This window comes from Rhodobacterales bacterium HKCCA1288, assembly GCA_015693905.1.
In the GTDB taxonomy this organism is placed as follows: domain Bacteria; phylum Pseudomonadota; class Alphaproteobacteria; order Rhodobacterales; family Rhodobacteraceae; genus M30B80.
In genome coordinates this window covers 2,120,571-2,145,463 of the sequence record CP065161.1, presented here as the reverse complement: position 1 = coordinate 2,145,463, position 24,893 = coordinate 2,120,571, and the positions used below count along the sequence as shown (strand labels likewise).

Annotated in this window: 20 protein-coding genes and 1 tRNA gene; 4 read left to right on the top strand and 17 right to left on the bottom strand. The window is 55.1% G+C overall.

Features of this window, described 5'->3' with window-relative positions; translation table 11 throughout:
* Positions 1-17: 17 nt before the first annotated feature.
* The 14 genes from fusA to I3V23_10425 all read right to left on the bottom strand — a co-directional run bounded on the left by fusA (position 18) and on the right by I3V23_10425 (position 17,680).
* Positions 18-2,141 (bottom strand): elongation factor G, encoded by a 2,124-nt coding sequence (gene fusA / locus I3V23_10490; GenBank protein ID QPI84997.1) that lies wholly within the window; start codon positions 2,139-2,141, stop codon positions 18-20.
* A gap of 27 nt (positions 2,142-2,168) precedes the next feature.
* Positions 2,169-2,639: a 30S ribosomal protein S7 gene (rpsG, locus tag I3V23_10485; protein ID QPI84996.1), complete on the bottom strand. Its 471-nt coding sequence runs from the start codon at positions 2,637-2,639 to the stop codon at positions 2,169-2,171.
* 12 nt (positions 2,640-2,651) lie between these two features.
* Positions 2,652-3,023, bottom strand: a complete 372-nt coding sequence (locus I3V23_10480; GenBank protein ID QPI86790.1) for a 30S ribosomal protein S12 — start codon at positions 3,021-3,023, stop codon at positions 2,652-2,654.
* A 244-nt stretch (positions 3,024-3,267) separates the two neighbouring features.
* Positions 3,268-4,260: a DMT family transporter gene (locus I3V23_10475; protein QPI84995.1), complete on the bottom strand. Its 993-nt coding sequence runs from the start codon at positions 4,258-4,260 to the stop codon at positions 3,268-3,270.
* Positions 4,253-5,113, bottom strand: coding sequence for a hypothetical protein (locus tag I3V23_10470; GenBank protein QPI84994.1), 861 nt, complete (start codon positions 5,111-5,113; stop codon positions 4,253-4,255). Before I3V23_10470 ends, I3V23_10475 begins: the two co-directional genes overlap by 8 nt.
* Positions 5,114-5,257: 144 nt before the next feature.
* Positions 5,258-9,487 (bottom strand): DNA-directed RNA polymerase subunit beta', encoded by a 4,230-nt coding sequence (gene rpoC, locus I3V23_10465; protein QPI84993.1) that lies wholly within the window; start codon positions 9,485-9,487, stop codon positions 5,258-5,260.
* Between the two features lie 70 nt (positions 9,488-9,557).
* Positions 9,558-13,694: a DNA-directed RNA polymerase subunit beta gene (gene rpoB, locus I3V23_10460; protein ID QPI84992.1), complete on the bottom strand. Its 4,137-nt coding sequence runs from the start codon at positions 13,692-13,694 to the stop codon at positions 9,558-9,560.
* Between the two features lie 250 nt (positions 13,695-13,944).
* Complete coding sequence (gene rplL / locus I3V23_10455) at positions 13,945-14,328, bottom strand: 50S ribosomal protein L7/L12 (GenBank protein QPI84991.1); 384 nt, start codon at positions 14,326-14,328, stop codon at positions 13,945-13,947.
* 76 nt (positions 14,329-14,404) lie between these two features.
* Positions 14,405-14,923 carry a 50S ribosomal protein L10 gene (gene rplJ, locus I3V23_10450; protein QPI84990.1) on the bottom strand — a complete coding sequence of 173 codons (519 nt, stop codon included), beginning with the start codon at positions 14,921-14,923 and terminating at the stop codon, positions 14,405-14,407.
* A 355-nt stretch (positions 14,924-15,278) separates the two neighbouring features.
* Positions 15,279-15,977 carry a 50S ribosomal protein L1 gene (gene rplA, locus I3V23_10445; GenBank protein ID QPI84989.1) on the bottom strand — a complete coding sequence of 233 codons (699 nt, stop codon included), beginning with the start codon at positions 15,975-15,977 and terminating at the stop codon, positions 15,279-15,281.
* A 3-nt stretch (positions 15,978-15,980) separates the two neighbouring features.
* Positions 15,981-16,433 (bottom strand): 50S ribosomal protein L11, encoded by a 453-nt coding sequence (gene rplK, locus I3V23_10440; protein ID QPI84988.1) that lies wholly within the window; start codon positions 16,431-16,433, stop codon positions 15,981-15,983.
* A 151-nt stretch (positions 16,434-16,584) separates the two neighbouring features.
* Positions 16,585-17,118 carry a transcription termination/antitermination protein NusG gene (gene nusG, locus I3V23_10435; GenBank protein QPI84987.1) on the bottom strand — a complete coding sequence of 178 codons (534 nt, stop codon included), beginning with the start codon at positions 17,116-17,118 and terminating at the stop codon, positions 16,585-16,587.
* A gap of 191 nt (positions 17,119-17,309) precedes the next feature.
* Positions 17,310-17,501 carry a preprotein translocase subunit SecE gene (gene secE / locus I3V23_10430; GenBank protein ID QPI84986.1) on the bottom strand — a complete coding sequence of 64 codons (192 nt, stop codon included), beginning with the start codon at positions 17,499-17,501 and terminating at the stop codon, positions 17,310-17,312.
* A 103-nt stretch (positions 17,502-17,604) separates the two neighbouring features.
* Positions 17,605-17,680: transfer RNA gene (locus tag I3V23_10425), tRNA-Trp, on the bottom strand.
* Between the two features lie 124 nt (positions 17,681-17,804).
* Between I3V23_10425 and I3V23_10420 the strand changes: the two genes are divergently transcribed.
* On the top strand, positions 17,805-18,515 hold the full coding sequence (locus I3V23_10420; GenBank protein ID QPI84985.1) for a DUF374 domain-containing protein: 711 nt from the start codon (positions 17,805-17,807) through the stop codon (positions 18,513-18,515).
* Between the two features lie 56 nt (positions 18,516-18,571).
* On the opposite strand, the gene tuf is transcribed toward I3V23_10420, so the two are convergent.
* The 3 genes from tuf to I3V23_10405 all read right to left on the bottom strand — a co-directional run bounded on the left by tuf (position 18,572) and on the right by I3V23_10405 (position 22,907).
* Positions 18,572-19,747 carry an elongation factor Tu gene (tuf, locus tag I3V23_10415; protein QPI84984.1) on the bottom strand — a complete coding sequence of 392 codons (1,176 nt, stop codon included), beginning with the start codon at positions 19,745-19,747 and terminating at the stop codon, positions 18,572-18,574.
* A 127-nt stretch (positions 19,748-19,874) separates the two neighbouring features.
* A complete protein-coding gene (locus I3V23_10410) occupies positions 19,875-20,576 on the bottom strand; it encodes a hypothetical protein (protein QPI84983.1) in 702 nt (233 codons plus the stop codon).
* A 27-nt stretch (positions 20,577-20,603) separates the two neighbouring features.
* Positions 20,604-22,907 carry a DNA topoisomerase IV subunit A gene (locus tag I3V23_10405; GenBank protein ID QPI84982.1) on the bottom strand — a complete coding sequence of 768 codons (2,304 nt, stop codon included), beginning with the start codon at positions 22,905-22,907 and terminating at the stop codon, positions 20,604-20,606.
* A 188-nt stretch (positions 22,908-23,095) separates the two neighbouring features.
* Between I3V23_10405 and I3V23_10400 the strand changes: the two genes are divergently transcribed.
* The 3 genes from I3V23_10400 (at position 23,096) to I3V23_10390 (ending at position 24,832) form a co-directional block, all read left to right on the top strand.
* The gene (locus tag I3V23_10400) at positions 23,096-23,923 is read left to right on the top strand and encodes an SDR family NAD(P)-dependent oxidoreductase (GenBank protein ID QPI84981.1); all 828 of its coding nucleotides are present in this window, start codon (positions 23,096-23,098) and stop codon (positions 23,921-23,923) included.
* 105 nt (positions 23,924-24,028) lie between these two features.
* On the top strand, positions 24,029-24,226 hold the full coding sequence (locus I3V23_10395; GenBank protein ID QPI84980.1) for a twin transmembrane helix small protein: 198 nt from the start codon (positions 24,029-24,031) through the stop codon (positions 24,224-24,226).
* A gap of 24 nt (positions 24,227-24,250) precedes the next feature.
* On the top strand, positions 24,251-24,832 hold the full coding sequence (locus tag I3V23_10390) for a cob(I)yrinic acid a,c-diamide adenosyltransferase (protein ID QPI84979.1): 582 nt from the start codon (positions 24,251-24,253) through the stop codon (positions 24,830-24,832).
* Positions 24,833-24,893: the final 61 nt, after the last annotated feature.

Below are 24,893 nucleotides of genomic sequence, written 5' to 3'. Positions count from 1 at the left end.
CACCCCGCCACCCTGGTTTAGGCGTATTTCGATTGAATCTCGTCCGAGATGTTCTGCGGAACAGGATTGTAGTGATCGAACAGCATGGTGAACTGCGCGCGGCCCGAAGACATCGAACGCAGAGTGTTGATGTAGCCGAACATATTCGCCAACGGAACGAAGGCATTGATCGCAACAGCGTTACCGCGTGGCTCTTGGCCAGAAACCTGACCACGGCGCGATGTCAAATCGCCAATGATCGACCCTGTGTATTCTTCAGGGGTGATCACCTCGACCTTCATCATCGGCTCAAGCAGTTTCGCGCCTGCTTTTTTCAGACCTTCGCGCATACACATACGAGATGCGATTTCGAAGGCGAGAACGGAGGAGTCCACATCGTGGAATTTACCGTCCAAAAGCGCGACTTTGAAGTCGATCACAGGGAAGCCTGCGAGCGGGCCAGAGTCCATAACGGACTGGATGCCCTTTTCAACACCAGGGATGTATTCCTTAGGAACAGCACCACCAACGATGCGCGACTCAAAGCTATAGCCTTCGCCAGGTTCAGTTGGCGTGATTTCCAACTTGACTTCGGCGTATTGACCCGAACCACCCGACTGCTTCTTGTGGGTGTAGGTATGCTCAACCGCGTGACCAATGGTTTCGCGATAGGCCACCTGAGGCGCACCAATATTCGCTTCCACTTTGAATTCACGCTTTAGACGATCCACCAGAATGTCGAGGTGCAATTCGCCCATGCCCTTCATGATGGTCTGGCCTGATTCAAGGTCAGTTTCCACACGGAAGGAGGGGTCTTCTGCCGCCAGACGCTGAAGACCTTGAGACATTTTCTCTTGGTCGTTCTTTGTCTTTGGCTCAATCGCGATCTCGATCACGGGATCGGGGAAGGTCATGGTTTCGAGAACCACAGGATCTGCCGCATCACAAAGCGTGTCACCTGTTGTGGTTTCTTTCAGACCGGCCAAGGCGATGATGTCGCCTGCAAAGGCCTCATCAATCTCTTCGCGGTTGTTGGAGTGCATCATCATCATACGACCAACACGCTCTTTTTTGCCTTTGGTCGCATTGAGGATAGAACCGCCCTTTTCCAATTTGCCCGAGTAGATACGGGTAAAGGTCAAGGAGCCAACAAACGGGTCGTTCATGATTTTGAACGCCAGACCTGCAAAGGCCATGTTGTCATCTGCGCGGCGTGCAATGTTACGAGTTTCCGTCTCATCGCCTGGCTTAAAGCCCATGTAGTCGACCACATCGAGAGGGCCGGGCAAGAAGTCAATCACAGCGTTGAGCAAAGGCTGAACGCCTTTGTTCTTGAACGCAGAACCGCCCAATACAGGCACAAAGCTCAAGGACAAGGTGCCTTTACGGATCAGTTTGCGCAGGGTTGCGATGTCTGGCTCGTTGCCTTCGAGATAGGCTTCCATCGCCGCATCGTCCTGCTCAACCGCATTCTCGATCAGGATCGAGCGCCACTCGTCAGCCGTATCCCGCAAGTCAGCGCGGATTGGCTGGCGCTTCCAAGATGCACCAAGGTCTTCGCCTTGCCAAACCCATTCTTCCATCGTGACCAGGTCGACAATGCCTTCCAGCTTGTCTTCGGCACCGATGGGGAAGTTCACAGGAACAGGTGTTGCACCTGTGCGGTCTTTGATCATCTTCACGCAGTTGAAGAAGTCAGCGCCAATCTTGTCCATCTTGTTGACGAACACGATACGGGGAACCTTGTAGCGATCCGCCTGACGCCAAACGGTTTCCGTCTGAGGCTCAACGCCTGCGTTACCATCAAGCAAGCAAACCGCGCCATCGAGAACAGCCAAAGAACGCTCAACTTCGATGGTGAAGTCAACGTGTCCGGGTGTGTCGATGATGTTATAGCGGAACTTCGTGTCCGAAGTGCCTTCCGCGGATGGGTCTTCCTGCCACTGCCAGAACGTGGTGGTCGCAGCGGAGGTAATGGTGATCCCACGCTCCTGCTCCTGCTCCATCCAGTCCATGGTGGCCGCGCCATCATGCACTTCGCCGATCTTGTGCGAGCGGCCTGTGTAATACAGGATACGTTCTGTGGTTGTGGTTTTGCCCGCGTCAATATGGGCCATAATCCCAAAGTTGCGGTAGCGCTCCAGCGGATATTCGCGTGCCATCTGGTGGTCCTCAGGCTAGAATTAAAATTACCAACGATAATGGCTGAACGCTTTGTTCGCATCCGCCATCTTGTGGGTGTCTTCACGTTTCTTAACGGCTGCGCCGCGTGCGTTGACCGCATCCACCAATTCGCCTGCAAGGCGCTCTTCCATGGTGTTTTCGTTACGAGCACGGGCCGCGTTGATCAGCCAGCGGATCGCAAGCGCTTCACGGCGCTCAGGGCGCACTTCAACAGGAACCTGATAGGTCGCACCGCCCACACGGCGGGAGCGCACTTCAACAGCAGGTTTGATGTTGTCGAGCGCTTCGTGGAACACTTCCACAGGCGCGCGCTTGAGACGCTGCTCAACGCGATCAAACGCGTTGTAAACGATCTTTTCTGCGACCGATTTTTTACCATCGATCATCAGATTATTCATGAACTTTGTCAGAACACGATCACCAAATTTGGCATCGGGCAAAACTTCGCGTTTTTCAGCGCTGTGACGACGGGACATGTCTGTATCCTCTTACTTCGGACGCTTCGCGCCATATTTCGAACGACGCTGACGGCGATCTTTAACGCCCTGCGTATCAAGCACACCGCGCAGAATGTGATAACGCACACCTGGAAGGTCTTTCACACGGCCGCCACGGATCAGAACAACAGAGTGCTCTTGGAGGTTGTGTTTCTCACCAGGAATGTAGCTGATGACCTCAAAACCATTCGTCAGGCGCACCTTGGCAACCTTACGCATAGCCGAGTTCGGCTTCTTTGGCGTCGTGGTGTAGACGCGTGTGCATACGCCGCGCTTCTGCGGGCAGGATTCCAAGTGCTGCGACTTGGAGCGTTTTACTTTGGGCTGCCGTGGTTTACGGATCAGCTGTTGAATCGTAGGCATTCGGTTCCCCGTCTTGCTCATGTCAAAGGGCATCTTGCGTATGCAAAACACCAAAACCGCAAGCGCCCTTTCCCTACCTGGAGGCCGCCGCGGTGGAATTCTCAGAGGATCGAGGCATCAAATCGCCTGGATCATGACCACTCAGTTCTGTATCTCGGGCAAGCTCGCGCAAGGCGCAAAATGCCGCTCATGGCGCGGCGTATAGGGGGAATCGTATGGGGTGTCAACAGCGGCAGGGTCTGCGCTAGTCCCGCTGCATTTGAGACGGGCCAGATATTGGGGCATCGGCCACTGCGGTTGCCGTCAGCGAGGCCGCCAACCGTTCAGCACGGCGCGCCACGCGATGTTCACGCAGTAGCGTGAAAATGCCCGAGGCCACGACAATCGCAGCCCCAAGTAAGGTCAAAAGATCGGGCCAATCCCCAAACACGAGGAACCCCAAAATCAGCGCCCAAACAAGGGCTGTATAGCGAAACGGCGCGACCACGCCAATTTCACCCACCCGCATGGTCATGATAGAAAACAGATAACCCCCAATGATGCAGATTGCAGCGCCAATGATATAGGTCGCCTCAATCATGTTGATCGGTTGCCAATCTTCACTGATGGACAAAACCCCACCCGATAGGCCAACAGCAACGGCCGTAATAAATGCCACACCCATCGAGGGGGCCTCGGGTGACAAGCGGCGGGTCAGAAGATCACGAATGGTCACGAAACCCACAGTCATCAGCGCATAGATGGAGTAGATAGTGAACCCCTCGCCCCCGGGTTTTACGATCAACATGACACCCGCAAAACCAACCGTAATGGCCAGCATCCGCCGCCACCCCACAGGTTCGCGGAACACGAGAAAGGCAACCAATGTCACACTTAGCGGCAGAGCCGCCAGAATTGCGGCAACATTGGCCAAGGGCATATGGATCAATGCAATCATAAACGTGATCATGGCGGCTATTTCGGCCAATATGCGGCCGATCACCTTGCCGCGATCCACAGGTGGAATGTGAAAGCGCAGCTGCCCCATCCACCAAAGCAGGGCCACCATCATAATGGCTGTCAGAACCCCCCGCAAAAAGATCATCTGAAACAGTGGCACAGTCTGGGTGACCAGTTTCACCAATGTATCATTGAGCGTAAAGGCGGCCATGGCGCCTGACATCAGCAATGCGCCCTTGATATTGGGTGTCAAAAACCGCGCTCCTTGTGGTCTGAGCGGAAATCTAGGCTCAGTCATCGTCACTATTGGGGTCATTTTCGCGCAATCGTGCAAGCGCAGCAAGGGTCTTGATCGGTTGCAGCGCAAAGCGGTCGCGCATCAGGGTTTGTGCTTTGGTGATCTCCATCAACTCGGCAGTGGGGGGGATAGAACGATCACTGTCATTCACCCCATGCAGCGTGCGCACGAACATCACATCATTTGGATCGCACCATGTGCGCACATTGGCCGCAATCTTGCGATGGTTCCACCGATAAACATTGGCGAGACTGTCATTATGCGTGACCATCGCGCTGGCCAATCCCAAAGGGCCGATTTCCGAAAATTCCCAATAGGGTTTTTCTTGGGAATTCATGTTCCAATAAATGCCCCGATGAAAGGCGATAGCGGCAGGGGTGTCTTCATCAGCCCACCCCAGTTCCAACAACTGATCTGCGACCGCGCGGGTCTTGGCGATATAGTCACAGGCCACAGCATCATCATCATCAATGCGAAACCCCGTGATGAATTTCGAATGCCGATCCCACCCACGCCGAAAGGCGCGGCGGGTGGAGTTTAGAGGCCCCGCTGCCTCAAGGGTGCAAACCTGCAGGAAGGGATAAGGGGCCATCAAATCCTTCAGACGCCGCCGCCACCGATAGGGCATCGTATCCGCGATCAAAGCGATCAATTTGAAATCCTGATCCGTTTGAGCGGCCAAGGACGGGAGGCAGATTTGTTCAAACAACACAAAGCGCTGCTTCATGCGAGCAGGATCATAGAGCATGGCCTCTAGCGCCCATTGCTCCATCGTGGCCGAAGCAAAGCCACCTTCGCCCGCATAGGAAAAACGGCAGACGCCCACAATCTGATTGGATAAATCCTTGGCCATATGCCGCTTTCATTCCCAGTTTAGCACCCCAAGCTTACGGGATGGGCGCGCATCGGAAAAGAGGCGGTATAAAAAAGGAAACGCCCCATTGCGAGATCGCAACGGGGCGCTTCAATAGCTTACTGCGCATAGCGCAAGATGCTCTTACTCTTCGCCTTCGCTTGCAGCGTCTGCAGTAGCATCGGCCAGATCAGCTTCGCTTGGCGCAGCAAGGGCTGCAGCGGCTTCTGCCTCAGCGCGGGCCGCCTCAATCACCTTGTTGTCACGCTCGGCTGCGATGCGGCGAACACGCTGTGTCGCGCCGCCTGTGCCCGCAGGGATCAAGCGACCCACGATGACGTTTTCCTTGAGGCCAACCAACTTGTCACGCTTGCCCTGCACCGAAGCCTCGGTGAGAACGCGGGTTGTCTCTTGGAAGGACGCCGCAGAGATAAAGCTACGAGTCTGCAAGCTGGCCTTAGTGATACCAAGCAGCACGGGCTCACCTGTCGCTGGACGACCACCACGGGCTTCGACTTTGGCGTTCTCCTCATCGAATTCCGCCTTGTCGACATGCTCACCCTTCAGCAGCGTTGTCTCGCCTGAGTCGAGGATTTCAATCTTCTGCAACATCTGGCGCACGATCACTTCGATATGCTTATCGTTGATCTTCACACCTTGCAGACGATAGACATCCTGCACCTCGTCAATGAGGTAATCTGCCAAAGCCTCGATCCCCATGATCCGCAAAATATCATGCGGTGCAGGGTTGCCGTCCATGATGTAATCGCCCTTCTGAACGAAATCACCTTCAACAACGGGGATGTGCTTGCCTTTTGGAACCATGTATTCCACGGGCTCCATTGACTCATCAACAGGCACAACACTGATGCGGCGCTTGTTTTTGAAGTCACGGCCAAAGCGCACATAACCATCAACCTCTGCGATGATGGCGTGGTCTTTTGGACGGCGGGCCTCGAACAATTCCGCAACGCGCGGCAGACCACCGGTAATGTCCTTGGTCTTTGCACCTTCGCGCGGGATACGGGCCACAACATCACCCGCCTCAACAGATTGGCCATCTTCCACCGAAAGAATGGCGTCCACCGACATCGGATAGGTCACAGGGTTGCCCTGATCATTGCGCACAGGTTCGCCATCGGCACCCACGATCAAGATTTCGGGCTTAAGTTCATTGCCCTTTGGCGCAGCGCGCCAATCCATCACGATCTTCTGGGTCATGCCAGTCGCGTCATCGGTTTCATCGCGAACTGCGATGCCACTGACGAGGTCGACATATTTCACTGTGCCCGATTTCTCAGCGATGATTGGAAGGGTATATGGATCCCACTCAAACAAGCGGTCGCCACGAGACACTTTGGCGCCCTCGGCCACATGCACCTTGGTGCCGTAACCCAGTTTGAACGCGGCGCGCTCGACCCCGTTATCATCAATGATAGCAATCTGCATATTGCGGCCAACAACGATCACATCGCCTGCGGCGTTCTTCAGCGTGTTGGCGTTGCGATACTCAATTTTGCCTTCTTGACCAGCTTCTTGGAAACTCTGCTGGCCACCTTGTGCAACCCCACCAATGTGGAATGTGCGCATCGTCAGCTGCGTGCCAGGTTCACCAATGGACTGAGCCGCGATGATACCGACCGCTTCACCCACGTTTACACGGGTGCCGCGTGCAAGGTCACGACCATAACAGACGGCGCAAACACCCTCTTCCGCCTCACAGGTCAAAGGCGAACGGATTTTGATCGATGCCAGACCGGCGGCTTCCACCGCATCTGCCTTGCGCTCGTCAATCAGCTCACCCTTGGAGACGATTACTTCGCCCGTTGCAGGTGCGATGACGTCTTCGCCAGCCGAGCGGCCCAAAATCCGCTCTGCCAATGAAGAGACAACCTCGCCATCATTGATCGCTGCTTCAGCGGTGATTGTGGCATCAGTGCCGCAATCGACCATACGCACGATACAATCCTGCGCCACGTCCACCAAACGGCGGGTCAAGTAGCCCGAGTTCGCCGTTTTAAGCGCCGTGTCAGACAAACCCTTACGGGCGCCGTGGGTCGAGTTGAAGTATTCAAGAACGGTCAGACCTTCCTTAAAGTTCGAGATGATTGGCGTCTCGATGATCTCGCCCGATGGTTTGGCCATCAGACCGCGCATACCACCCAGCTGCTTCATCTGCGTCACAGAACCCCGCGCGCCCGAGTGGGCCATCATGTAAACGGAGTTTGGTTCGGACTCTGCGCCATTCTCATCGAATTTCTTGGCCGAGATGGTCGCCATCATCGCGTCAGTGACCTTGTCATTGGCCTTCGACCACGCATCAATCACCTTGTTGTATTTCTCACCTTGGGTGATGAGACCGTCCATATATTGCTGTTCGAATTCCTTCACTTGGTCGCGGGTTTCATCAACCAACGTCCATTTCGTGTCAGGAACAACCATGTCGTCCTTACCGAAGGAGATACCAGCACGGAACGCTTCACGGAAACCAAGGCTCATGATCTGGTCACAGAAAATGACGCTCTCTTTTTGACCGCAATAGCGATAGACAGTGTCGATGACCTGCTGCACTTCTTTTTTGCGCAGCAAGCGGTTCACCAATTCAAACGGCGCTTTTGCGTTTAGCGGTAGAAGCGCGCCAATGCGCAAGCGGCCAGGCGTGGTTTCAAACCGCTGATAAACCTCGTTGCCCTCGTCATCAATTTGCTTGATGCGCGCGGTCACTTTGGCGTGCAGATGCACCTCACCTGCGGTCAGGGCGTGCTCGACCTCCTCGATGGAGGAGAAGGACATGCCTTCACCCTTCATGCCTTCGCGTTCCATGGTCACATAGTAGAGACCCAAAACCATGTCCTGAGACGGAACAATGATCGGCGCGCCGTTTGCAGGCGACAGAACGTTGTTCGTGGACATCATCAAAACGCGGGCTTCAAGCTGCGCTTCAAGGCTCAATGGAACGTGAACGGCCATCTGGTCGCCGTCAAAGTCTGCGTTAAACGCAGAACAGACCAAGGGGTGCAGCTGAATAGCCTTACCTTCAATCAAGACAGGCTCGAATGCCTGAATGCCCAAGCGGTGCAAGGTCGGCGCGCGGTTCAAAAGAACGGGATGCTCGCGGATCACTTCGTCCAAGATATCCCAAACTTCGGGCCGCTCTTTTTCAACCAATTTCTTGGCTTGCTTGACTGTCGAAGACAGGCCCTTGGCTTCAAGGCGCGAATAGATAAACGGCTTGAACAGTTCCAACGCCATTTTCTTTGGCAGGCCACACTGGTGCAGTTTCAACTCTGGGCCCGTCACAATGACCGAACGACCCGAGAAGTCGACCCGCTTACCCAAAAGGTTTTGACGGAAACGACCCTGCTTGCCCTTGAGCATATCAGACAGCGATTTCAGCGGGCGCTTATTGGCACCTGTGATCACGCGACCACGGCGGCCATTGTCAAACAACGCATCCACAGATTCCTGCAACATCCGCTTTTCGTTACGGATAATGATGTCAGGTGCGCGCAATTCGATCAGACGCTTTAGACGGTTGTTGCGGTTGATCACGCGGCGATAAAGATCGTTCAAATCCGATGTCGCGAAACGACCACCATCCAGCGGCACAAGCGGACGCAACTCTGGTGGGATCACGGGGATCACTGTCAGCACCATCCATTCTGGGCGGTTGCCAGACTCGATGAAATTTTCAACGATCTTGAGGCGCTTGATGATCTTCTTCGGCTTCAACTCACCGGTGGCTTCCTTAAGGTCTTCGCGCAACTGTGCTGCTTCAGCCTCAAGGTCGATATTGGCAAGCATTTCGCGGATTGCTTCCGCGCCGATATTCGCTTGGAACGCATCCGCCCCATAGGCGTCCTGCGCATCCAGGAATTCTTCTTCGGACAAGAGCTGACCATAGCTCAGATCGGTCAGACCTGGCTCAATCACCACATAGTTTTCGAAATACAGGATCCGCTCCAGATCACGCAGCGTCATATCCAGCATCAGACCAATGCGGGATGGCAGCGATTTCAGGAACCAAATATGCGCAACAGGTGCAGCCAATTCGATATGGCCCATGCGTTCGCGGCGCACCTTTTGCAAGGTCACCTCAACGCCACATTTTTCGCAGACAACGCCACGATACTTCATGCGCTTATATTTGCCGCACAGACATTCGTAATCTTTTACGGGCCCAAAGATCCGCGCGCAGAACAGGCCGTCACGCTCGGGCTTAAAGGTGCGGTAGTTGATCGTCTCAGGCTTTTTGATCTCGCCATACGACCAGCTGAGAATACGCTCAGGGCTGGCAAGCGAGACTTTGATCTCGTCAAACGCTTTTGGCGCGACAAGCGGGTTGAACGGGTTGTTCGTGAGTTCCTGGTTCATTTTCAAATCCTTGAATTCGGGCAGAGAGATGGGGGATCAGGCAGCGGCGGGGACGGGCCCCGCCAACCGCTTACTCTTCATCCTCCGCATCCAGGAGTTCCATGTTGAGGCCGAGGCCACGCACTTCCTTGACGAGAACGTTGAACGATTCAGGCACGCCTGCTTCGAAATTGTCCTCGCCTTTGACGATCGATTCATAGACCTTGGTGCGGCCTGCAACGTCATCCGACTTAACAGTGAGCATTTCCTGCAAGGTGTATGCAGCGCCATAAGCCTCCAAGGCCCAGACCTCCATCTCACCGAAGCGCTGCCCACCGAATTGCGCCTTACCGCCGAGCGGCTGTTGGGTGACAAGGCTGTATGGCCCTGTCGAGCGCGCGTGGATTTTGTCATCCACGAGGTGATGCAGTTTCAGCAGGTATTTCACACCCACGGTGACGGGACGGGCGAATTGCTCACCCGTGCGGCCATCGTAAAGAACCGATTGGCCCGATGTGTCAAAGCCCGCGCGGGTCAGCGCATCGTTTACATCGGCCTCTTTTGCACCGTCAAATACAGGCGTTGCAATCGGAACACCGCGGGTCACGGTTGAAGCGGACTCAACCAATGCTGTGTCGTCCAGATCGGCAAAGGCCTCGCCATACACCTCATCACCATAAGCGATTTTGAGGGCATCGCGCACAGGCGTCATGTCACCAGAGCGGCGATATTCGTCCAAGGCTTCGTCAATCTTCAGACCCAGACCGCGTGCGGCCCAACCCATATGGGTTTCCAAAATCTGACCCACGTTCATACGCGAAGGCACGCCGAGAGGGTTCAGAACGAAATCGACAGGGGTGCCATCTGCAAGGAAAGGCATATCCTCCATCGGAACCACTTTCGAGATCACACCCTTGTTGCCGTGACGGCCCGCCATCTTATCACCTGGCTGAAGCTTGCGCTTCACGGCGATAAAGACTTTGACCATTTTCATCACGCCTGGAGGCAGGTCATCGCCGCGGCGAACTTTCTCGACCTTATCCTCAAAACGGTGATCCAAGGTGCGCTTCTGTGCGTCAAACTGTTGGTTCAGCGCCTCTACTTCAGCGGCGTCCTTCTCATCACCAAGGGCAAGCTGCCACCACTGGCCGTGGCTGAGCGTTTCAAGCAACTCTTCCGTGATCTCAGACCCTGCTTTGACGCCTTTTGGCCCTTTTACCGCAGTTTTGCCAAGCAGCATGGACTTGAGACGCGCATAGATGTTGCGCTCAAGAATTGCCAACTCGTCATCACGGTCGCGTGCCAGACGCTCGACAATCTCGCGCTCAATTTGCAGCGCGCGCTCGTCCTTGTCGACACCATGGCGGTTGAAAACGCGCACTTCCACGACTGTCCCGAAATCACCGGGTGGCAGGCGCAACGATGTATCACGCACATCAGACGCTTTTTCGCCAAAGATCGCCCGCAGAAGTTTTTCTTCTGGGGTCATTGGGCTTTCACCCTTTGGCGTGATCTTACCAACAAGAATGTCACCCGGCCCAACTTCGGCGCCGATATAGACGATGCCCGCCTCATCGAGGTTGCGAAGGGCTTCTTCCCCTACGTTTGGAATGTCGCGGGTGATTTCCTCAGGCCCAAGCTTAGTGTCACGGGCAGCAACTTCGAATTCCTCGATATGGATCGAGGTGAAAACATCATCACGCACGATGCGCTCGGAAATGAGGATCGAGTCTTCGTAGTTGTAGCCGTTCCATGGCATAAACGCCACGACCACGTTCTTACCCAAGGCCAATTCGCCCATATCGGTCGAGGGGCCATCGGCAATCACTTCACCTTTGCCAACACGATCGCCCACTTTCACCAAGGGGCGCTGGTTGATGCAGGTGTTCTGGTTTGAGCGCTGGAATTTACGAAGGCGGTAGATATCCACGCCAGCATCGCCCAGTTCCAGATCTTCGGTGGCGCGCACAACGATACGTTCTGCATCCACTTGGTCGATGATCCCGCCACGTTTGGCCATGATCGCCGCACCAGAATCGCGTGCGACAACACTTTCGATGCCTGTGCCCACGAAAGGCGCGTCAGCTTGCAACAGCGGAACCGCCTGACGTTGCATGTTCGAGCCCATCAAAGCGCGGTTCGCGTCATCGTTTTCCAAGAATGGAATGAGCGAGGCAGCAACCGAAACCAACTGCTTGGGCGATACGTCAATCAGGTCAACCTGATCGCGCGGTGCAAGCGTGTATTCGCCCGATTGACGGGTGTTCACCAGATCATTGATGAACTTGCCGCTTGCGTCCAAAGTGGCGTTGGCCTGCGCAACTGTGTGGCGCATTTCTTCGGTCGCGGACATGTAGACGACCTCATCGGTCACTTTGGTGTCCACAACGCGGCGATATGGGGTTTCGATGAAGCCGTATTTGTTCACCCGCGCGAAGGTCGCAAGCGAGTTGATCAGACCAATATTCGGCCCTTCAGGCGTTTCAATCGGGCACATACGGCCGTAATGGGTTGGGTGAACGTCACGAACCTCGAACCCTGCACGCTCGCGCGTCAGACCGCCAGGCCCAAGAGCCGACAAGCGGCGCTTATGGGTGACTTCCGACAGTGGGTTGGTCTGGTCCATGAACTGAGACAACTGGCTTGAGCCAAAGAATTCGCGAACAGCCGCAGCGGCGGGTTTCGCGTTGATCAGATCCTGTGGCACCACAGTATCGATTTCGACCGAGGACATACGTTCCTTGATCGCGCGCTCCATACGAAGCAGGCCCACGCGATACTGGTTCTCCATCAATTCACCCACCGAACGCACGCGGCGGTTGCCCAAATGGTCAATATCGTCAATGTCGCCCTTGCCATCGCGCAGTTCGACCAAGGCCTTGATGCAGGCAACGATATCTTCGCGGCGCAGAATGCGGGTTGTGTCAGGCGCATCGAGATCGAGGCGCATGTTCATCTTCACGCGACCAACGGCAGACAGATCATAGCGCTCGCTGTCGAAGAACAGCGTGTCAAAGAGGGCGCTTGCCGCTTCAACGGTTGGTGGCTCGCCTGGGCGCATGACCCGATAGATATCCATCAACGCGCCTTCGCGGTTCATGTTCTTATCAACGGCCATAGTGTTGCGGATATAGGCGCCAACATTGATGTTATCGATGTCGAGAACGGGGATGTCGGTGATGCCCGCATCCATCAGATCCTTCAGCGTGCCGCCCGTGACATTGCCATCCTTGTCGGTTTCCCATGTCAACTCGTCCCCAGCTTCGACATAAATCGCGCCAGTTTCTTCGTTGATGATATCCTTCGCAACAAAGCGGCCCACGATGTGATCGAAAGGCACCAACAGCTCGGAGACTTTACCCTCATCAATCAGCTGCTTCACGGCGCGCGGGGTGATCTTCTTGCCTGCCTCAGCGATGACTTCACCCGTGGCTGCATCAACAAGATCAAATGTAGGACGGGTGCCGCGCACGCGCTCGGGGAAGAACTTGGTTGCCCAACCTTTGTTCTTAACAGAGCGGAACATCACAGTGTCATAATAGGCATCCATGATGCCTTCTTGATCCAAACCAAGTGCATAAAGCAGCGTGGTCACTGGCAATTTGCGGCGGCGGTCAATGCGCGCAAATACGATGTCCTTGGCGTCAAACTCGAAATCCAACCAAGAGCCGCGATAAGGAATGATGCGGCAAGCAAACAAAAGCTTGCCCGAAGAATGGGTTTTGCCTTTGTCATGGTCGAAGAACACACCAGGGGAACGGTGCATTTGGCTGACGATCACGCGTTCGGTGCCGTTCACGATGAACGTGCCATTTGGCGTCATCAAAGGCATATCGCCCATGAACACATCTTGCTCTTTGATGTCTTTGACGGATTTTGCGCCCGTATCCTCGTCAACATCAAATACGATCAAACGCAAGGTCACCTTGAGCGGCGCAGCATAAGTCAAATCGCGGCTTTGGCATTCCTCGACATCAAACTTCGGGGCTTCCAATTCGTATTTAACGAATTCCAAAACCGAAGTTTCGTTGAAATCTTTGATCGGGAAAACCGACTGGAAAACACCCTTGATGCCTTCACCATCCAAAGGCGTGTCTTGGTCGCCTGATTTCAGGAAAAGGTCATAGGAAGATTTTTGAACCTCGATGAGGTTCGGCATTTCCAATACTTCACGGATTTTGCCATAGAATTTGCGAATGCGCTTCTGGCCTGCGTAGGTCTGAGCCATGCTCTGATACACCTTTCGTTTCTTTCGCTCCACGCGCACCGTCGGGGCCACGGCACGGGGGGCTTTGAAACAAGCGGATGGAGGATCCATTCATGCCTGCCGTCCCACCGGCAAGCTCCCGATCCTGCACCACACCTAGAAGAAGGTCTTGGCCACCAAGGCCCTCATCTAGGTGAGGATGGCTGGACAGGAAAAACCCGCCCAGCCACATCGCAACATGGGGAATGCGCCACGCGCATTCCTTCCATGATTACTTGAGTTCGACTTCTGCGCCAGCTGCTTCGAGCTTGGCTTTGATGTCGTCTGCTTCTGCTTTTGCAACGCCTTCTTTGACGGCCTTGCCACCTGCTTCAACGAGGTTCTTCGCTTCAACGAGGCCAAGACCTGTGATGCCGCGAACTTCTTTGATGACAGCAATTTTATTGCCGCCAGCAGATTTCAGGATAACGTCAAATTCGGTTTTCTCTTCAGCAGCTGCGCCGGCGTCACCACCAGCAGCAGGGCCTGCCATCATGACAGCGCCGCCTGCAGCAGGCTCGATGCCATATTCGTCTTTGAGGTAGTTCTTCAGTTCTTGTGCTTCGAGAAGGGTCAAGCCCACGATCTCTTCGGCAAGTTTTTTGATATCAGCCATTTTTCGGTTTCCGTATCTAAAATTTGTGATCCAACGTCATGCGGCATAGCCAAACATAACGGGTCTCAAGGTTGCATTATGCGGCTTCGGCCTTCTCTTCGATGGTCGAAAGGATGCTCGCAATATTCGAAGCAGGTGCGCCAATTGCGCCAGCGATGTTGGAAGCAGGTGCCCCAATGCAGCCCACGATCGAAGCAATAAGCTCCTCACGGGATGGCATGGACGCAACGGCTTTAACGCCAGCTTGATCAAGCACAGTGCCACCCATAGCACCGCCAATGATAACGAATTTAGCATTCGCCTTGGCGTAGTCCTCGGCAACCTTGGCCGCAGCCACAGGATCCTCGGAATAGGACAACACAGTCATACCCGTCATCAGGTCAGCAATGCCTTCGGCAGGCGTTCCTTGAAGGGCGATCTTGGCGAGCCTGTTCTTGGCGACGCGTACAGACCCACCAGCTTCGCGCATTTTCGCGCGCAGGTCTTGCATCTCAGCAACCGTGAGGCCCGCGTAGTGAGACACCACGACAACGCCAGAGCTTTCAAAGATTTGGCCGAGTTCCTCGACCACTCTCTCTTTCTGGGCTCTATCCACAGTTCTACTCCAATTAGGGGGTCACCCCCCGGCTCAAGTTTGGCAGGTTTCCCTACCTCTTCGGGTCCAAGTGAGGGGCCCGAGCCAGACCGCCCGAAGGCGCGGTGGCCTTGCGGAAATCCGAAACTCGTTTCCCATCTCAGGAAGGATTTACGGGCATGCGCCCACCCTCCGTCTCGGACAGGTGACCGCGCCCACGAGCGAATCGCAGACACAGGTCGAAACGGGGCCATACGACAGAACGCAAAGAAACCCAAGAGGGAACACCACTTTGTGACCAAAGTTGCCCCATCCGAGTTCTTGCGGTCAAACCCCGCGGCTTTCGGCCCCCTCGCACAGAGAGGGCCAAAACTGTTTACGCGTTGGTCGCGCTTTCAACGCTAACCGACACACCAGGCCCCATGGTGGAGCTGAGCGTGATACGCTTCAAATAAGTGCCTTTTGCGCCTGCTGGCTTGGACTTCGATACAGCGTCAACAAAGGCGCGGATATTTTCCGCCAGTTTCGCTGCGTCAAAGCTGGCTTTGCCAACCGCACAATGAACGATGCCCGCCTTCTCGACCTTGAACTGAACCTGACCGCCTTTGGCCGCTTCTACGGCCTCTTTAACGTCCATGGTCACAGTGCCGATTTTTGGGTTTGGCATCAGGTTACGAGGCCCAAGAACCTTACCCAAACGGCCCACGATTGGCATCATGTCAGGGGTTGCGATGCAGCGATCAAACTCGATCTTGCCGCCCTGAACGATTTCCATCAGGTCTTCCGCGCCAACGATATCCGCGCCCGCAGCCTTGGCTTCATCTGCCTTAGGGCCGCGTGCGAAAACCGCAACGCGCACAGATTTGCCTGTGCCATTTGGCAAGGTCACTGTGCCGCGCACCATTTGGTCAGCGTGACGAGGGTCAACGCCCAAGTTCATTGAAATATCAACCGATTCATCGAATTTTGCCGAAGCATTCGCTTTGATCAGCTCAACGGCTTCTTCGATTGTGATGTCTTCTTTTCCTGCGAAGGCGGCACGGGCTGCCGTTACGCGCTTACCAATCTTGCCCATAACTTACCCTTTCACCTCAATACCCATCGACTTTGCAGAGCCGAGGATGATTTTCATTGCCGCTTCAACATCGTTCGCGCTGAGGTCTTTCATCTTGGCTTCAGCGATTTCACGAACCTGAGCAACAGTCACAGTTGCGATGGTCTCACGACCAGGATTTTCGGCACCGCGTGGGCGGTTGCGCTTGCCAACAGATTTCAAACCTGCGGCCTTTTTCAGGTAATAAGACGCAGGCGGCGTCTTAATTTCCATCGCAAAAGATTTGTCTTGGTAATAGGTGATCACGGTGGGGCAAGGGGCGCCTTGCTCCATATCTGCGGTCTTGGCGTTGAACGCCTTGCAGAATTCCATGATGTTAATCCCGCGCTGACCCAATGCAGGGCCAACAGGTGGGGATGGGTTAGCTTGACCTGCAGGGATCTGCAGCTTCATCGTTCCAGCAAGTTTCTTGGCCATCTGGCCTCTCCTTTTTTTCATCGGCACAGCTTGGCTGCACCCTATCAGGATCGGGACGCGTCCCTTTCCCAGTCGCTAGCGTGGTTCGGCACATCATGCGCGCATGATCCTGCCTCCCACGAATGAGCGGCGCTTGCGCGCCGCACCCACATCAGGCGGTTTTCGACACCTGCGTGAATTCCAATTCCACGGGCGTTGCGCGCCCGAAAATCGAGACCGTCACCTTGAGGCGCTGGTTCTCATCATCAACTTCTTCGACCATGCCATCGAAATCTTCAAACGGCCCGTCATTAACCTTAACCTTTTCACCAACATCAAAGGTGATGGTTGAGCGGGGGCTGGCCTCGCCCTCTTCGACACGGTTCAGGATCGCGTTCACTTCATCATCGCGCATCGGCATGGGGCGGCCCTGCGGCCCAAGGAACCCTGTGACGCGCGGGATCGAAGACACAGCATGATAGGCGCGGTCGGTCAATTCCATGCGCACCAGAACATAACCAGGCATAAAGCGGCGCGGGACGGTGACTTTCTTGCCACGGCGAATCTCGATCACTTCCTCTTCAGGAACGAGAACTTCTTCGATCTCATCCTCGAGGCCCTTTTCGGCCACGGCGTTTCTGATCTGCTCGGCGATGCGCTTCTCAAAATTTGACAGCACGCTCACCGAATACCACCGTTTCGCCATCCGCTTCTTCCATCCTCGACATAAGGCGCGATCGCGCGCCAGTTATTTTAGTGTCCAACCGCTTGGCATCATGCCGCGCGTGCCGTCCCGAAACAAAAAATCAGCGTGTATCTCGAATCGATACACGCCGCCGGGAAATATTCTCCGTCCCCCTACCCCCCGAAATAGGGAAAATCAAGGGTTCAAGGGTCTTAGCCTACCGCCGTCAGCAGCAATTCCAAACCTTGGCGGATCAGCCAATCGACCATGAAAAAGAACAACGCCGCCAAAACCGCCATCGCGAATACCATCGCGGTGGTGGTCACAAGCTCGCGGCGGGTCGGCCAAACGATCTTGGCAATCTCGGCGCGGGTTTGTTGAACAAATTGGATCGGGTTGGCCATGGTCTTTTACCTCTTTCGATTGTCGGCTGATATAGGCAAGCGCGCCCGATGATGCAAGCCGCGAAGCACGCTATGTGCAGTCCAAGGTTGATAATCGGGAAAGTGGCAGGGGCAGCAGGATTCGAACCCGCGGCCTACGGATTTGGAATCCGTTGCTCTACCAACTGAGCTATACCCCTAAGGCCGTGCATGCTGATAGCGGGGCTTGGCCCCCAATGCAAGAGGAAGGCTGCGCAGATTTCCATGGTTTATCTCCCGCTTGGCGCTTGCACGGCGGGACAGTTTGCGCGAAGGAACCTAGCTATGACCAAGACCGCAACAACCCTACGCAAAAGGATCGCAAATTCCGCCTTTGCAAATCGCGCGGTTGCAGCGGTTTTTGGGGCATGGGCGCGGTTGGTGCGCATAACCTCGCGCCGCGAGGAAGAGGGTTGGACACAGGTTGAGACGGCATTGGCCACCCACGGCGCTGTGATCATCGTTTGTTGGCATCAACGGCTGATGATGACGCCCTTTATGTTTGATCTTTCTAAATATCGCTGTCGCAGCCTGACGTCTGATGCACGGGCGGGGCGGTTGGTGGGCCATATCCACCGCCATTTCGGCTATGAAAGCGTGCCAATGCCGCGCGGTATCCTTGGGGCCGCCGAAATGCGCCTCATCCTAAAAGGGTTGCGCGAGGGTATCTCGATTGGTGTCTCGCCAGATGGGCCACGCGGGCCTGCGCGGGTCGCAAAATCAACCCCAATCCAATGGGCGCGCTCCGCCCAAGTGCCCGTGGTCAGTTTTACGTTTTCAGCCAAACATTATCTCATATGGCCAACATGGGATCGGCTGATCTTCCCGCTGCCCTTTACCAAACTGCATCTGCGTTGGCGGGTTTGGGAGGAGACTGTGCCCCCGAAGCTCTCGGAGGCCGAGACCGCCGCACTGGCCGAAAGACTGCAATCCTTCATGGATGCAGAGGCGCTCGCAGCAGATCACAAAGTAGGTCACAATACCGCACAGCTTTAATGAAAAAGCCGCCCCCGAAGGCGCGGCTTTCTTTGAGTTTAGAAAATCGCCAGCGATTAAGCGATGATTTTGGAGACCACGCCTGCGCCGACTGTGCGGCCGCCTTCGCGGATGGCGAAGCGCAGACCATCTTCCATCGCGATGGGGGCGATCAGCTCGACTTCGAACTTCAGGTTGTCGCCGGGCATAACCATTTCCGTGCCAGAAGGCAGGGTCACAGTGCCGGTAACGTCCGTGGTGCGGAAGTAGAACTGAGGACGGTAGTTCGCGAAGAACGGGGTGTGACGACCACCTTCTTCTTTCGTGAGGATATAAGCCTCAGCTTCGAACTTCGTGTGTGGCTTCACAGAACCTGGCTTGCAGAGAACCTGACCACGCTCAACGCCCTCACGATCAACACCACGCAGAAGCGCGCCGATATTGTCGCCCGCTTCACCACGGTCAAGCAGCTTGCGGAACATCTCAACGCCTGTGCAGGTCGTCTTGGAGGTGTCGCGGATACCAACGATCTCAATCTCGTCACCCACATTGATCACACCACGCTCAACACGGCCCGTCACAACGGTGCCGCGGCCAGAAATCGAGAACACGTCTTCGATTGGCATCAAGAATGGCTGGTCAACTGCGCGTGCAGGCGTTGGGATGTAGCTGTCAACAGCTTCCATCAACGCGCGGATCGAGTTCTCACCGATCTCTGCGTCACGGCCTTCCATCGCCGCCAAAGCAGACCCTTTAACAACAGGAATGTCATCGCCAGGGAAGTCGTAAGAAGACAGAAGCTCGCGGATTTCCATCTCAACAAGTTCCAACAACTCTTCGTCATCAACCTGATCGACTTTGTTCATGTAAACAACCATCGCAGGGATACCAACCTGACGACCAAGCAAAATGTGCTCGCGCGTCTGTGGCATAGGGCCGTCCGCCGCGTTCACAACCAAGATCGCGCCGTCCATCTGCGCCGCACCGGTGATCATGTTCTTCACATAGTCAGCGTGACCAGGGCAGTCCACATGCGCGTAGTGACGCGCATCTGTCTCATACTCAACATGCGCAGTCGAAATCGTGATCCCGCGCGCCTTCTCTTCAGGGGCGCCGTCAATCTGATCATACGCTCTGAAATCACCAAAATACTTCGTGATCGCCGCTGTCAGTGTCGTCTTGCCGTGGTCAACGTGACCAATCGTGCCAATGTTCACGTGCGGCTTATTACGTTCAAACTTTTCCTTTGCCATAGCCCTGGCGCCTCATTTTTTGGGGGGCAAAATCTGTGCCCGAGTTCAACACGCGCGCTCGTTACGAGGCTTGAGACAAAAAATCAAGACGACATTCAGACCATTCAGCCCATGGTTGCAAACTGGGTTAGGGCGCAGGACGTGGAACGGGCGTGACAGTTGGCGTGGCACTGGTTTCTGTCACGGCCATTTCGGGCACCTCAAGGGCAGTAAGATCCGCCTCAGCCAAAGGATCGGGGGGCACATCTAATCCCTCAAGCGCCGCATTTGCCGCATCTGGGTCAATGCCAAACCATTGCGGGTTTTCAAGCATCCATGCCTGCACGCGCTTGGCCGCGTTGCGGGCCAAAATCTGCATCTGTTCTTCGCGGTCACGGGTGAAGCCCGACCCAAATATCGTATCGGGTGACGCGCCCTCAAAAATGGTGATTTGGTTGGGCACCTCATGCAATTTCACCCCTGCCGCATCGTCCCAAATATTGGCAGAAATCACCAAAACCGATTTTGGGCTGAGAAGGACGGGAATACCAGGAGGGGCCAGAGAATAGGCATCTACACTCAGCGCAATATGGTAGAGCTTATCCCCCTCATATGCGCCAAATCGGCGATCAATCTCTGAGGAGATCACCGCAATCCACTCTTCGGGTGTGGCATCGCGTGAGGGGGGGACTTGCTGCATATTATCAGCAACAACAATATTGAACCCCAAGGCAAAATCCCCCATCGGGATTTGCGCCTGACCCAAAGGATCGGGGGCTGCACAACCAAGTAGCAGCAGGGACATCATTCCCGCCGCAACACTGCGCCTTGAGAATGTTAAAAATCGCATGACAGACCCCCAGTGTTGTCAAAGCGGTTATGTAAAGCGGTTATCCCTTGGGAAACCGCGCGGTGCCATGCGCCCTGCTGTGGCCCGTTTGCCAATCCAATCGGCAAGTTCTGTTTCCGTGCGAGTGCGTCCCGCAGGATCAGACCAACTTAGACCATCAGCCAAACGCAAGCCACGCGCATCGACCAAACCGCCATCTTTGTATTTTTGCAGCCGCACACCTTTACCGCGCCCAAGTTCGGGCAATTCGTCAAGAGGGAAGATCAGCACTTTGCGATTTTCACCGACAACGGCGATGTGATCATCCTCTGCCGCCAATCTATGGCAGACAACCGCACGCACACCTTCGCGCAGATTCAAGACTTGCCGCCCCGTGCGCGTCTGCGCCAAAACCTCATCTTCAGCAACGAGGAACCCATCCCCCGCACTGGAGGCTAAAAGTAGCTTTTGCCCCTCACGATAGGGGAAGAACGCCAAAATCTCGGCCTCATTGGGCAAATCGACCATCAAGCGCAACGGCTCGCCCAAGCCGCGCCCGCCAGGCAGGTTTGAGGCTTGGATCGTGTAGAAACGTCCGTTGGAGGCAAAAGCCAGCAACTTATCGGTTGTTTCCGCATGGAACAGGAAACGGCCCGCATCGCCATCGCGGAACTTCATCTCTGTGCCAAGATCAACATGGCCTTTGACCGCCCGCACCCATCCCATGGCTGAACACACCACCGTAATCGGTTCGCGCTCAATCATCGCCTCAAGCGGCACATCTTCAATCTCGCCCGCTTCGGCAAAGGCGGTGCGGCGTGCGCCACCTTCGGCGCTTGCGCCAAATTTCTTGCGGAATTCACGCAATTCATCGGCAATCCGCGCCCATTGCAGGCTTTCGGTTTCTAACAAATCCTCTAGGCCCGCACGCTCCTCCATCAGCGCGTCACGTTCGCGCTGTAATTCCATCTCCTCCAGTCGGCGCAGACTGCGCAGACGCATATTGAGAATGGCATCGGTTTGCGTTTCGGTCAGTTCACCCTCGCCTTCGGGCGGGGTCTGATAATCCAATTCGGAGGTGGCGCGCACGAATGTGCGTGACCAATCTTCGCGCATCAATGCAGCTTTGGGGTCTTGGTCATAGCGGATAATATCAATCACGCGGTCAAGGTTGAGGAAGGCGATCAGAAAGCCTTCAAGAACCTCTAAGCGGTGATCGATTTTTGCCATGCGATGCTCGGAACGGCGGATCAATACATCGCGGCGATGGTCGAGGAAGGCGCGCAGCACTTCCTTGAGGCTGCACACTTTTGGCACGCGCCCATCGATCAGCACATTCATATTCAACGAAAACCGCGTCTCAAGGTCTGAATTGCGGAACAGCATCCCCATCAAAACTTCTGGGTCTACATTGCGCGAGCGCGGCTCAAGCACGATGCGAATATCTTCGGTCGATTCATCCCGAAGATCCGCCAAAATCGGCACTTTTTTTGTTTGGATCAGTTCGGCCAGCTTTTCGATCAGCTTGGATTTTTGAACCTGAAACGGGATTTCTGTAACCACGATCACCCATGATCCGCGGCCTTGATCCTCGACCTCCCATTTTGCACGCAAACGAAACGCGCCACGGCCCGTGCGATATGTTTCCGCGATACTATCACGCGGCTCGACAATCACGCCGCCTGTGGGGAAATCGGGGCCTTGGATATAATTCAAAAGTGTTTCATCGCGGGCATCTGGGGTTTTGATCAAATGCAAACACGCGGCGATGAGCTCGTCCAAATTATGCGGAGGAATGTTTGTGGCCATGCCCACCGCAATCCCGCTCGCCCCGTTGGCCAAAAGATTGGGGAAGGCTGCGGGCAGAACCTCGGGTTCCGTCAAGGTGCCATCGTAATTGGGGCGGAAATCAACGGCGTTTTCGTCCAACCCTTCAAGCAGCGCCTCGGCCATCGCGGTCATGCGCGCCTCAGTATATCGGCTTGCCGCGGGGTTATCGCCATCAATATTTCCAAAATTTCCCTGACCATCAACCAGTGGATAGCGCAGGTTAAAATCTTGGGCCAAGCGCGCCATTGCGTCATAAATCGCGGCATCGCCATGTGGGTGGTAATTCCCCATCACATCGCCCGAGATTTTCGCAGATTTACGGAAGCCCCCGTTCGAGGCCAAACGCAACTCGCGCATTGCAAACAGGATGCGGCGATGAACAGGTTTCAGGCCATCACGCGCATCAGGCAGGGCGCGATGCATGATGGTGGACAGCGCATATTGCAGATAGCGCGTGCCAATGGCACGGCTGAGCGGCTCAACTTCCCGCTTCTCGTCAAAACTGTCATTCTGCTCGCTCATTGCACAACCTGATAGGCAAATTGCCCCGACCAAACAAGCGCCCCGTGCGCCCATTGCGATAAATTATTCCTCGCCTGCGCGGTTTTTTGCCCCAGATCGCCAGAATAGCAGGTCACCGCTGTGATCCGTGATTGCGCATTTTGTGCGTCACACATAGCAAAGGCTGCGACAGGGCAAAGGCAAAGACCATGACAAAATCTATTCTGATAACAGGCTGTTCGTCCGGCATCGGGGCGTGCTGCGCGCGCGGGTTGCGGGCACGCGGTTGGCGGGTCATCGCAAGCGCCCGCAAAGCGGCGGATGTTGCGGCGCTGCGCGCCAATGGGTTCGAGGCCGTGCAATTGGATTACGCCGACCCTGCATCTGTGGAGACAGGGCTTGCAAACTGCCTTGAGATGACGAGCGGCACCCTTGACGCGCTTTTCTCAAACGGGGCCTTTGGTATCCCTGGTGCAGTCGAAGATTTGCCACGCGGCGCTTTGGCCGAGATTTTCGAAACCAATGTCTTTGGCGTTCATGATCTGACGCGCCGCGTGATCCCTGTGATGCGCGCACAGGGGCATGGCCGCATCGTGCAACATTCGTCTATCTTAGGCCTTGTGACCTTGAAATGGCGCGCGGCCTATGTGTCGACCAAATTCGCGCTTGAAGGGCTAACCGACACGCTGCGCCTTGAGATGCGGGATACAAATATCAGCATCAGCACATTGAACACGGGGCCCGTCACCTCGAAAATCCGACAGAATTCTATTCCGCTTTTCGAAAAATGGATTGATTGGGAAAATTCTGCACGCGCGGATCAATATCGCAACGGCTTGTTGAAACGCCTCTACGAAGAGCGCGGGCCTGACCCCTTTGAACTGCCTCCCGAGGCGGTTCTGAAGAAGCTTGTTCATGCGCTTGAGGCACCACGCCCCAAGCCGCGCTATTACATCACAACGCCAAGCTATTTCATGTCGACCGCGAAACGGGTGTTACCGACCCGCGCCCTTGATTGGCTGATCGCAAAAGGGTGAGATTGCCGCATCCGTCCACTGCCCTCTGGCAAAAATAATTCGCCTCTGTGAAAAACGCCCTAGCTGTGGCCTATCACAGACCGCCACGACCGAAGGGAAACCCAAATGATCAACGACCCACTTTTTATTGTTGTCGCCTTGGCCTGTCTGGTCGTTGTGGCGATCTTGTTTCTTGGCATTAATTCTTTCCGCAAAGGCACCGCCGAAAGCGCGAAGCAATCCAATAAATTCATGCAAGCCCGTATCATCGCACAATTTGTGGCGGTGATTTTGATCGTTCTTTTTGTCATTTTGCGCGGCTAGCCAGCCAATTAAGGGAGCAGACCTATGGTCGTTTTGAACAAAATTTACACAAAAACAGGTGATGACGGTGAAACCGCCTTGGGTGATGGCAGCCGCGTGGCGAAACATTCCATGCGCGTTACAGCCTATGGAACCGTGGACGAGTTGAACGCGACCTTGGGCATCGCGCGGCTTGAAGCCAGTGATGACATGAATGCGCATCTTGCCCGCATTCAAAACGATCTTTTCGACCTCGGGGCTGATCTTTGCACCCCAAATATCGAGAAAGACGCCGAACGCCCCTATCCCGCCCTACGTATTGTTGAGGCGCAAGTGGCGCGTTTGGAAAAAGAAATCGACAAGATGAACGCCGATTTGGAACCGCTGCGCAGTTTCATTTTGCCAGGTGGCACCGCCTTGTCGGCACATCTGCACATGTGTCGCACCGTCTGCCGCCGTGCCGAGCGCAATTGCGTGGAATTGGCAACGATGGAATCGGTCAACCCTATGGCGGTGAAATATCTAAACCGCCTCTCTGATTGGTTCTTCGTTGCGGGTCGCGTGGCCAATGAGGGTGGCAAAGCCGATATTTTGTGGACACCAGGCGCCAATCGCGAGGCTGACTAGGTTACCGCAAACAAGCCTTTAAAATTAGTTTTCTCGAGAGCAGCGCCGCGTTAGAGCGTCT

Coding starts and splice junctions, on each gene's coding strand:
- I3V23_10400 (QPI84981.1), top strand. CDS start 23,096: ATGACAAAATCTATTCTGATAACAGGCTGTTCGTCCGGCATCGGGGCG.
- I3V23_10480 (QPI86790.1), bottom strand. CDS start 3,023: ATGCCTACGATTCAACAGCTGATCCGTAAACCACGGCAGCCCAAAGTA.
- nusG (QPI84987.1), bottom strand. CDS start 17,118: ATGGCGAAACGGTGGTATTCGGTGAGCGTGCTGTCAAATTTTGAGAAG.
- rpoC (QPI84993.1), bottom strand. CDS start 9,487: ATGAACCAGGAACTCACGAACAACCCGTTCAACCCGCTTGTCGCGCCA.
- secE (QPI84986.1), bottom strand. CDS start 17,501: ATGGCCAACCCGATCCAATTTGTTCAACAAACCCGCGCCGAGATTGCC.
- I3V23_10410 (QPI84983.1), bottom strand. CDS start 20,576: ATGCGATTTTTAACATTCTCAAGGCGCAGTGTTGCGGCGGGAATGATG.
- I3V23_10390 (QPI84979.1), top strand. CDS start 24,251: ATGGTCGTTTTGAACAAAATTTACACAAAAACAGGTGATGACGGTGAA.
- I3V23_10405 (QPI84982.1), bottom strand. CDS start 22,907: ATGAGCGAGCAGAATGACAGTTTTGACGAGAAGCGGGAAGTTGAGCCG.
- I3V23_10475 (QPI84995.1), bottom strand. CDS start 4,260: ATGACTGAGCCTAGATTTCCGCTCAGACCACAAGGAGCGCGGTTTTTG.
- I3V23_10470 (QPI84994.1), bottom strand. CDS start 5,113: ATGGCCAAGGATTTATCCAATCAGATTGTGGGCGTCTGCCGTTTTTCC.
- I3V23_10420 (QPI84985.1), top strand. CDS start 17,805: ATGACCAAGACCGCAACAACCCTACGCAAAAGGATCGCAAATTCCGCC.
- rplK (QPI84988.1), bottom strand. CDS start 16,433: ATGGCCAAGAAACTTGCTGGAACGATGAAGCTGCAGATCCCTGCAGGT.
- I3V23_10395 (QPI84980.1), top strand. CDS start 24,029: ATGATCAACGACCCACTTTTTATTGTTGTCGCCTTGGCCTGTCTGGTC.
- rpsG (QPI84996.1), bottom strand. CDS start 2,639: ATGTCCCGTCGTCACAGCGCTGAAAAACGCGAAGTTTTGCCCGATGCC.
- rplA (QPI84989.1), bottom strand. CDS start 15,977: ATGGGCAAGATTGGTAAGCGCGTAACGGCAGCCCGTGCCGCCTTCGCA.
- rplL (QPI84991.1), bottom strand. CDS start 14,328: ATGGCTGATATCAAAAAACTTGCCGAAGAGATCGTGGGCTTGACCCTT.
- tuf (QPI84984.1), bottom strand. CDS start 19,747: ATGGCAAAGGAAAAGTTTGAACGTAATAAGCCGCACGTGAACATTGGC.
- fusA (QPI84997.1), bottom strand. CDS start 2,141: ATGGCACGCGAATATCCGCTGGAGCGCTACCGCAACTTTGGGATTATG.
- rpoB (QPI84992.1), bottom strand. CDS start 13,694: ATGGCTCAGACCTACGCAGGCCAGAAGCGCATTCGCAAATTCTATGGC.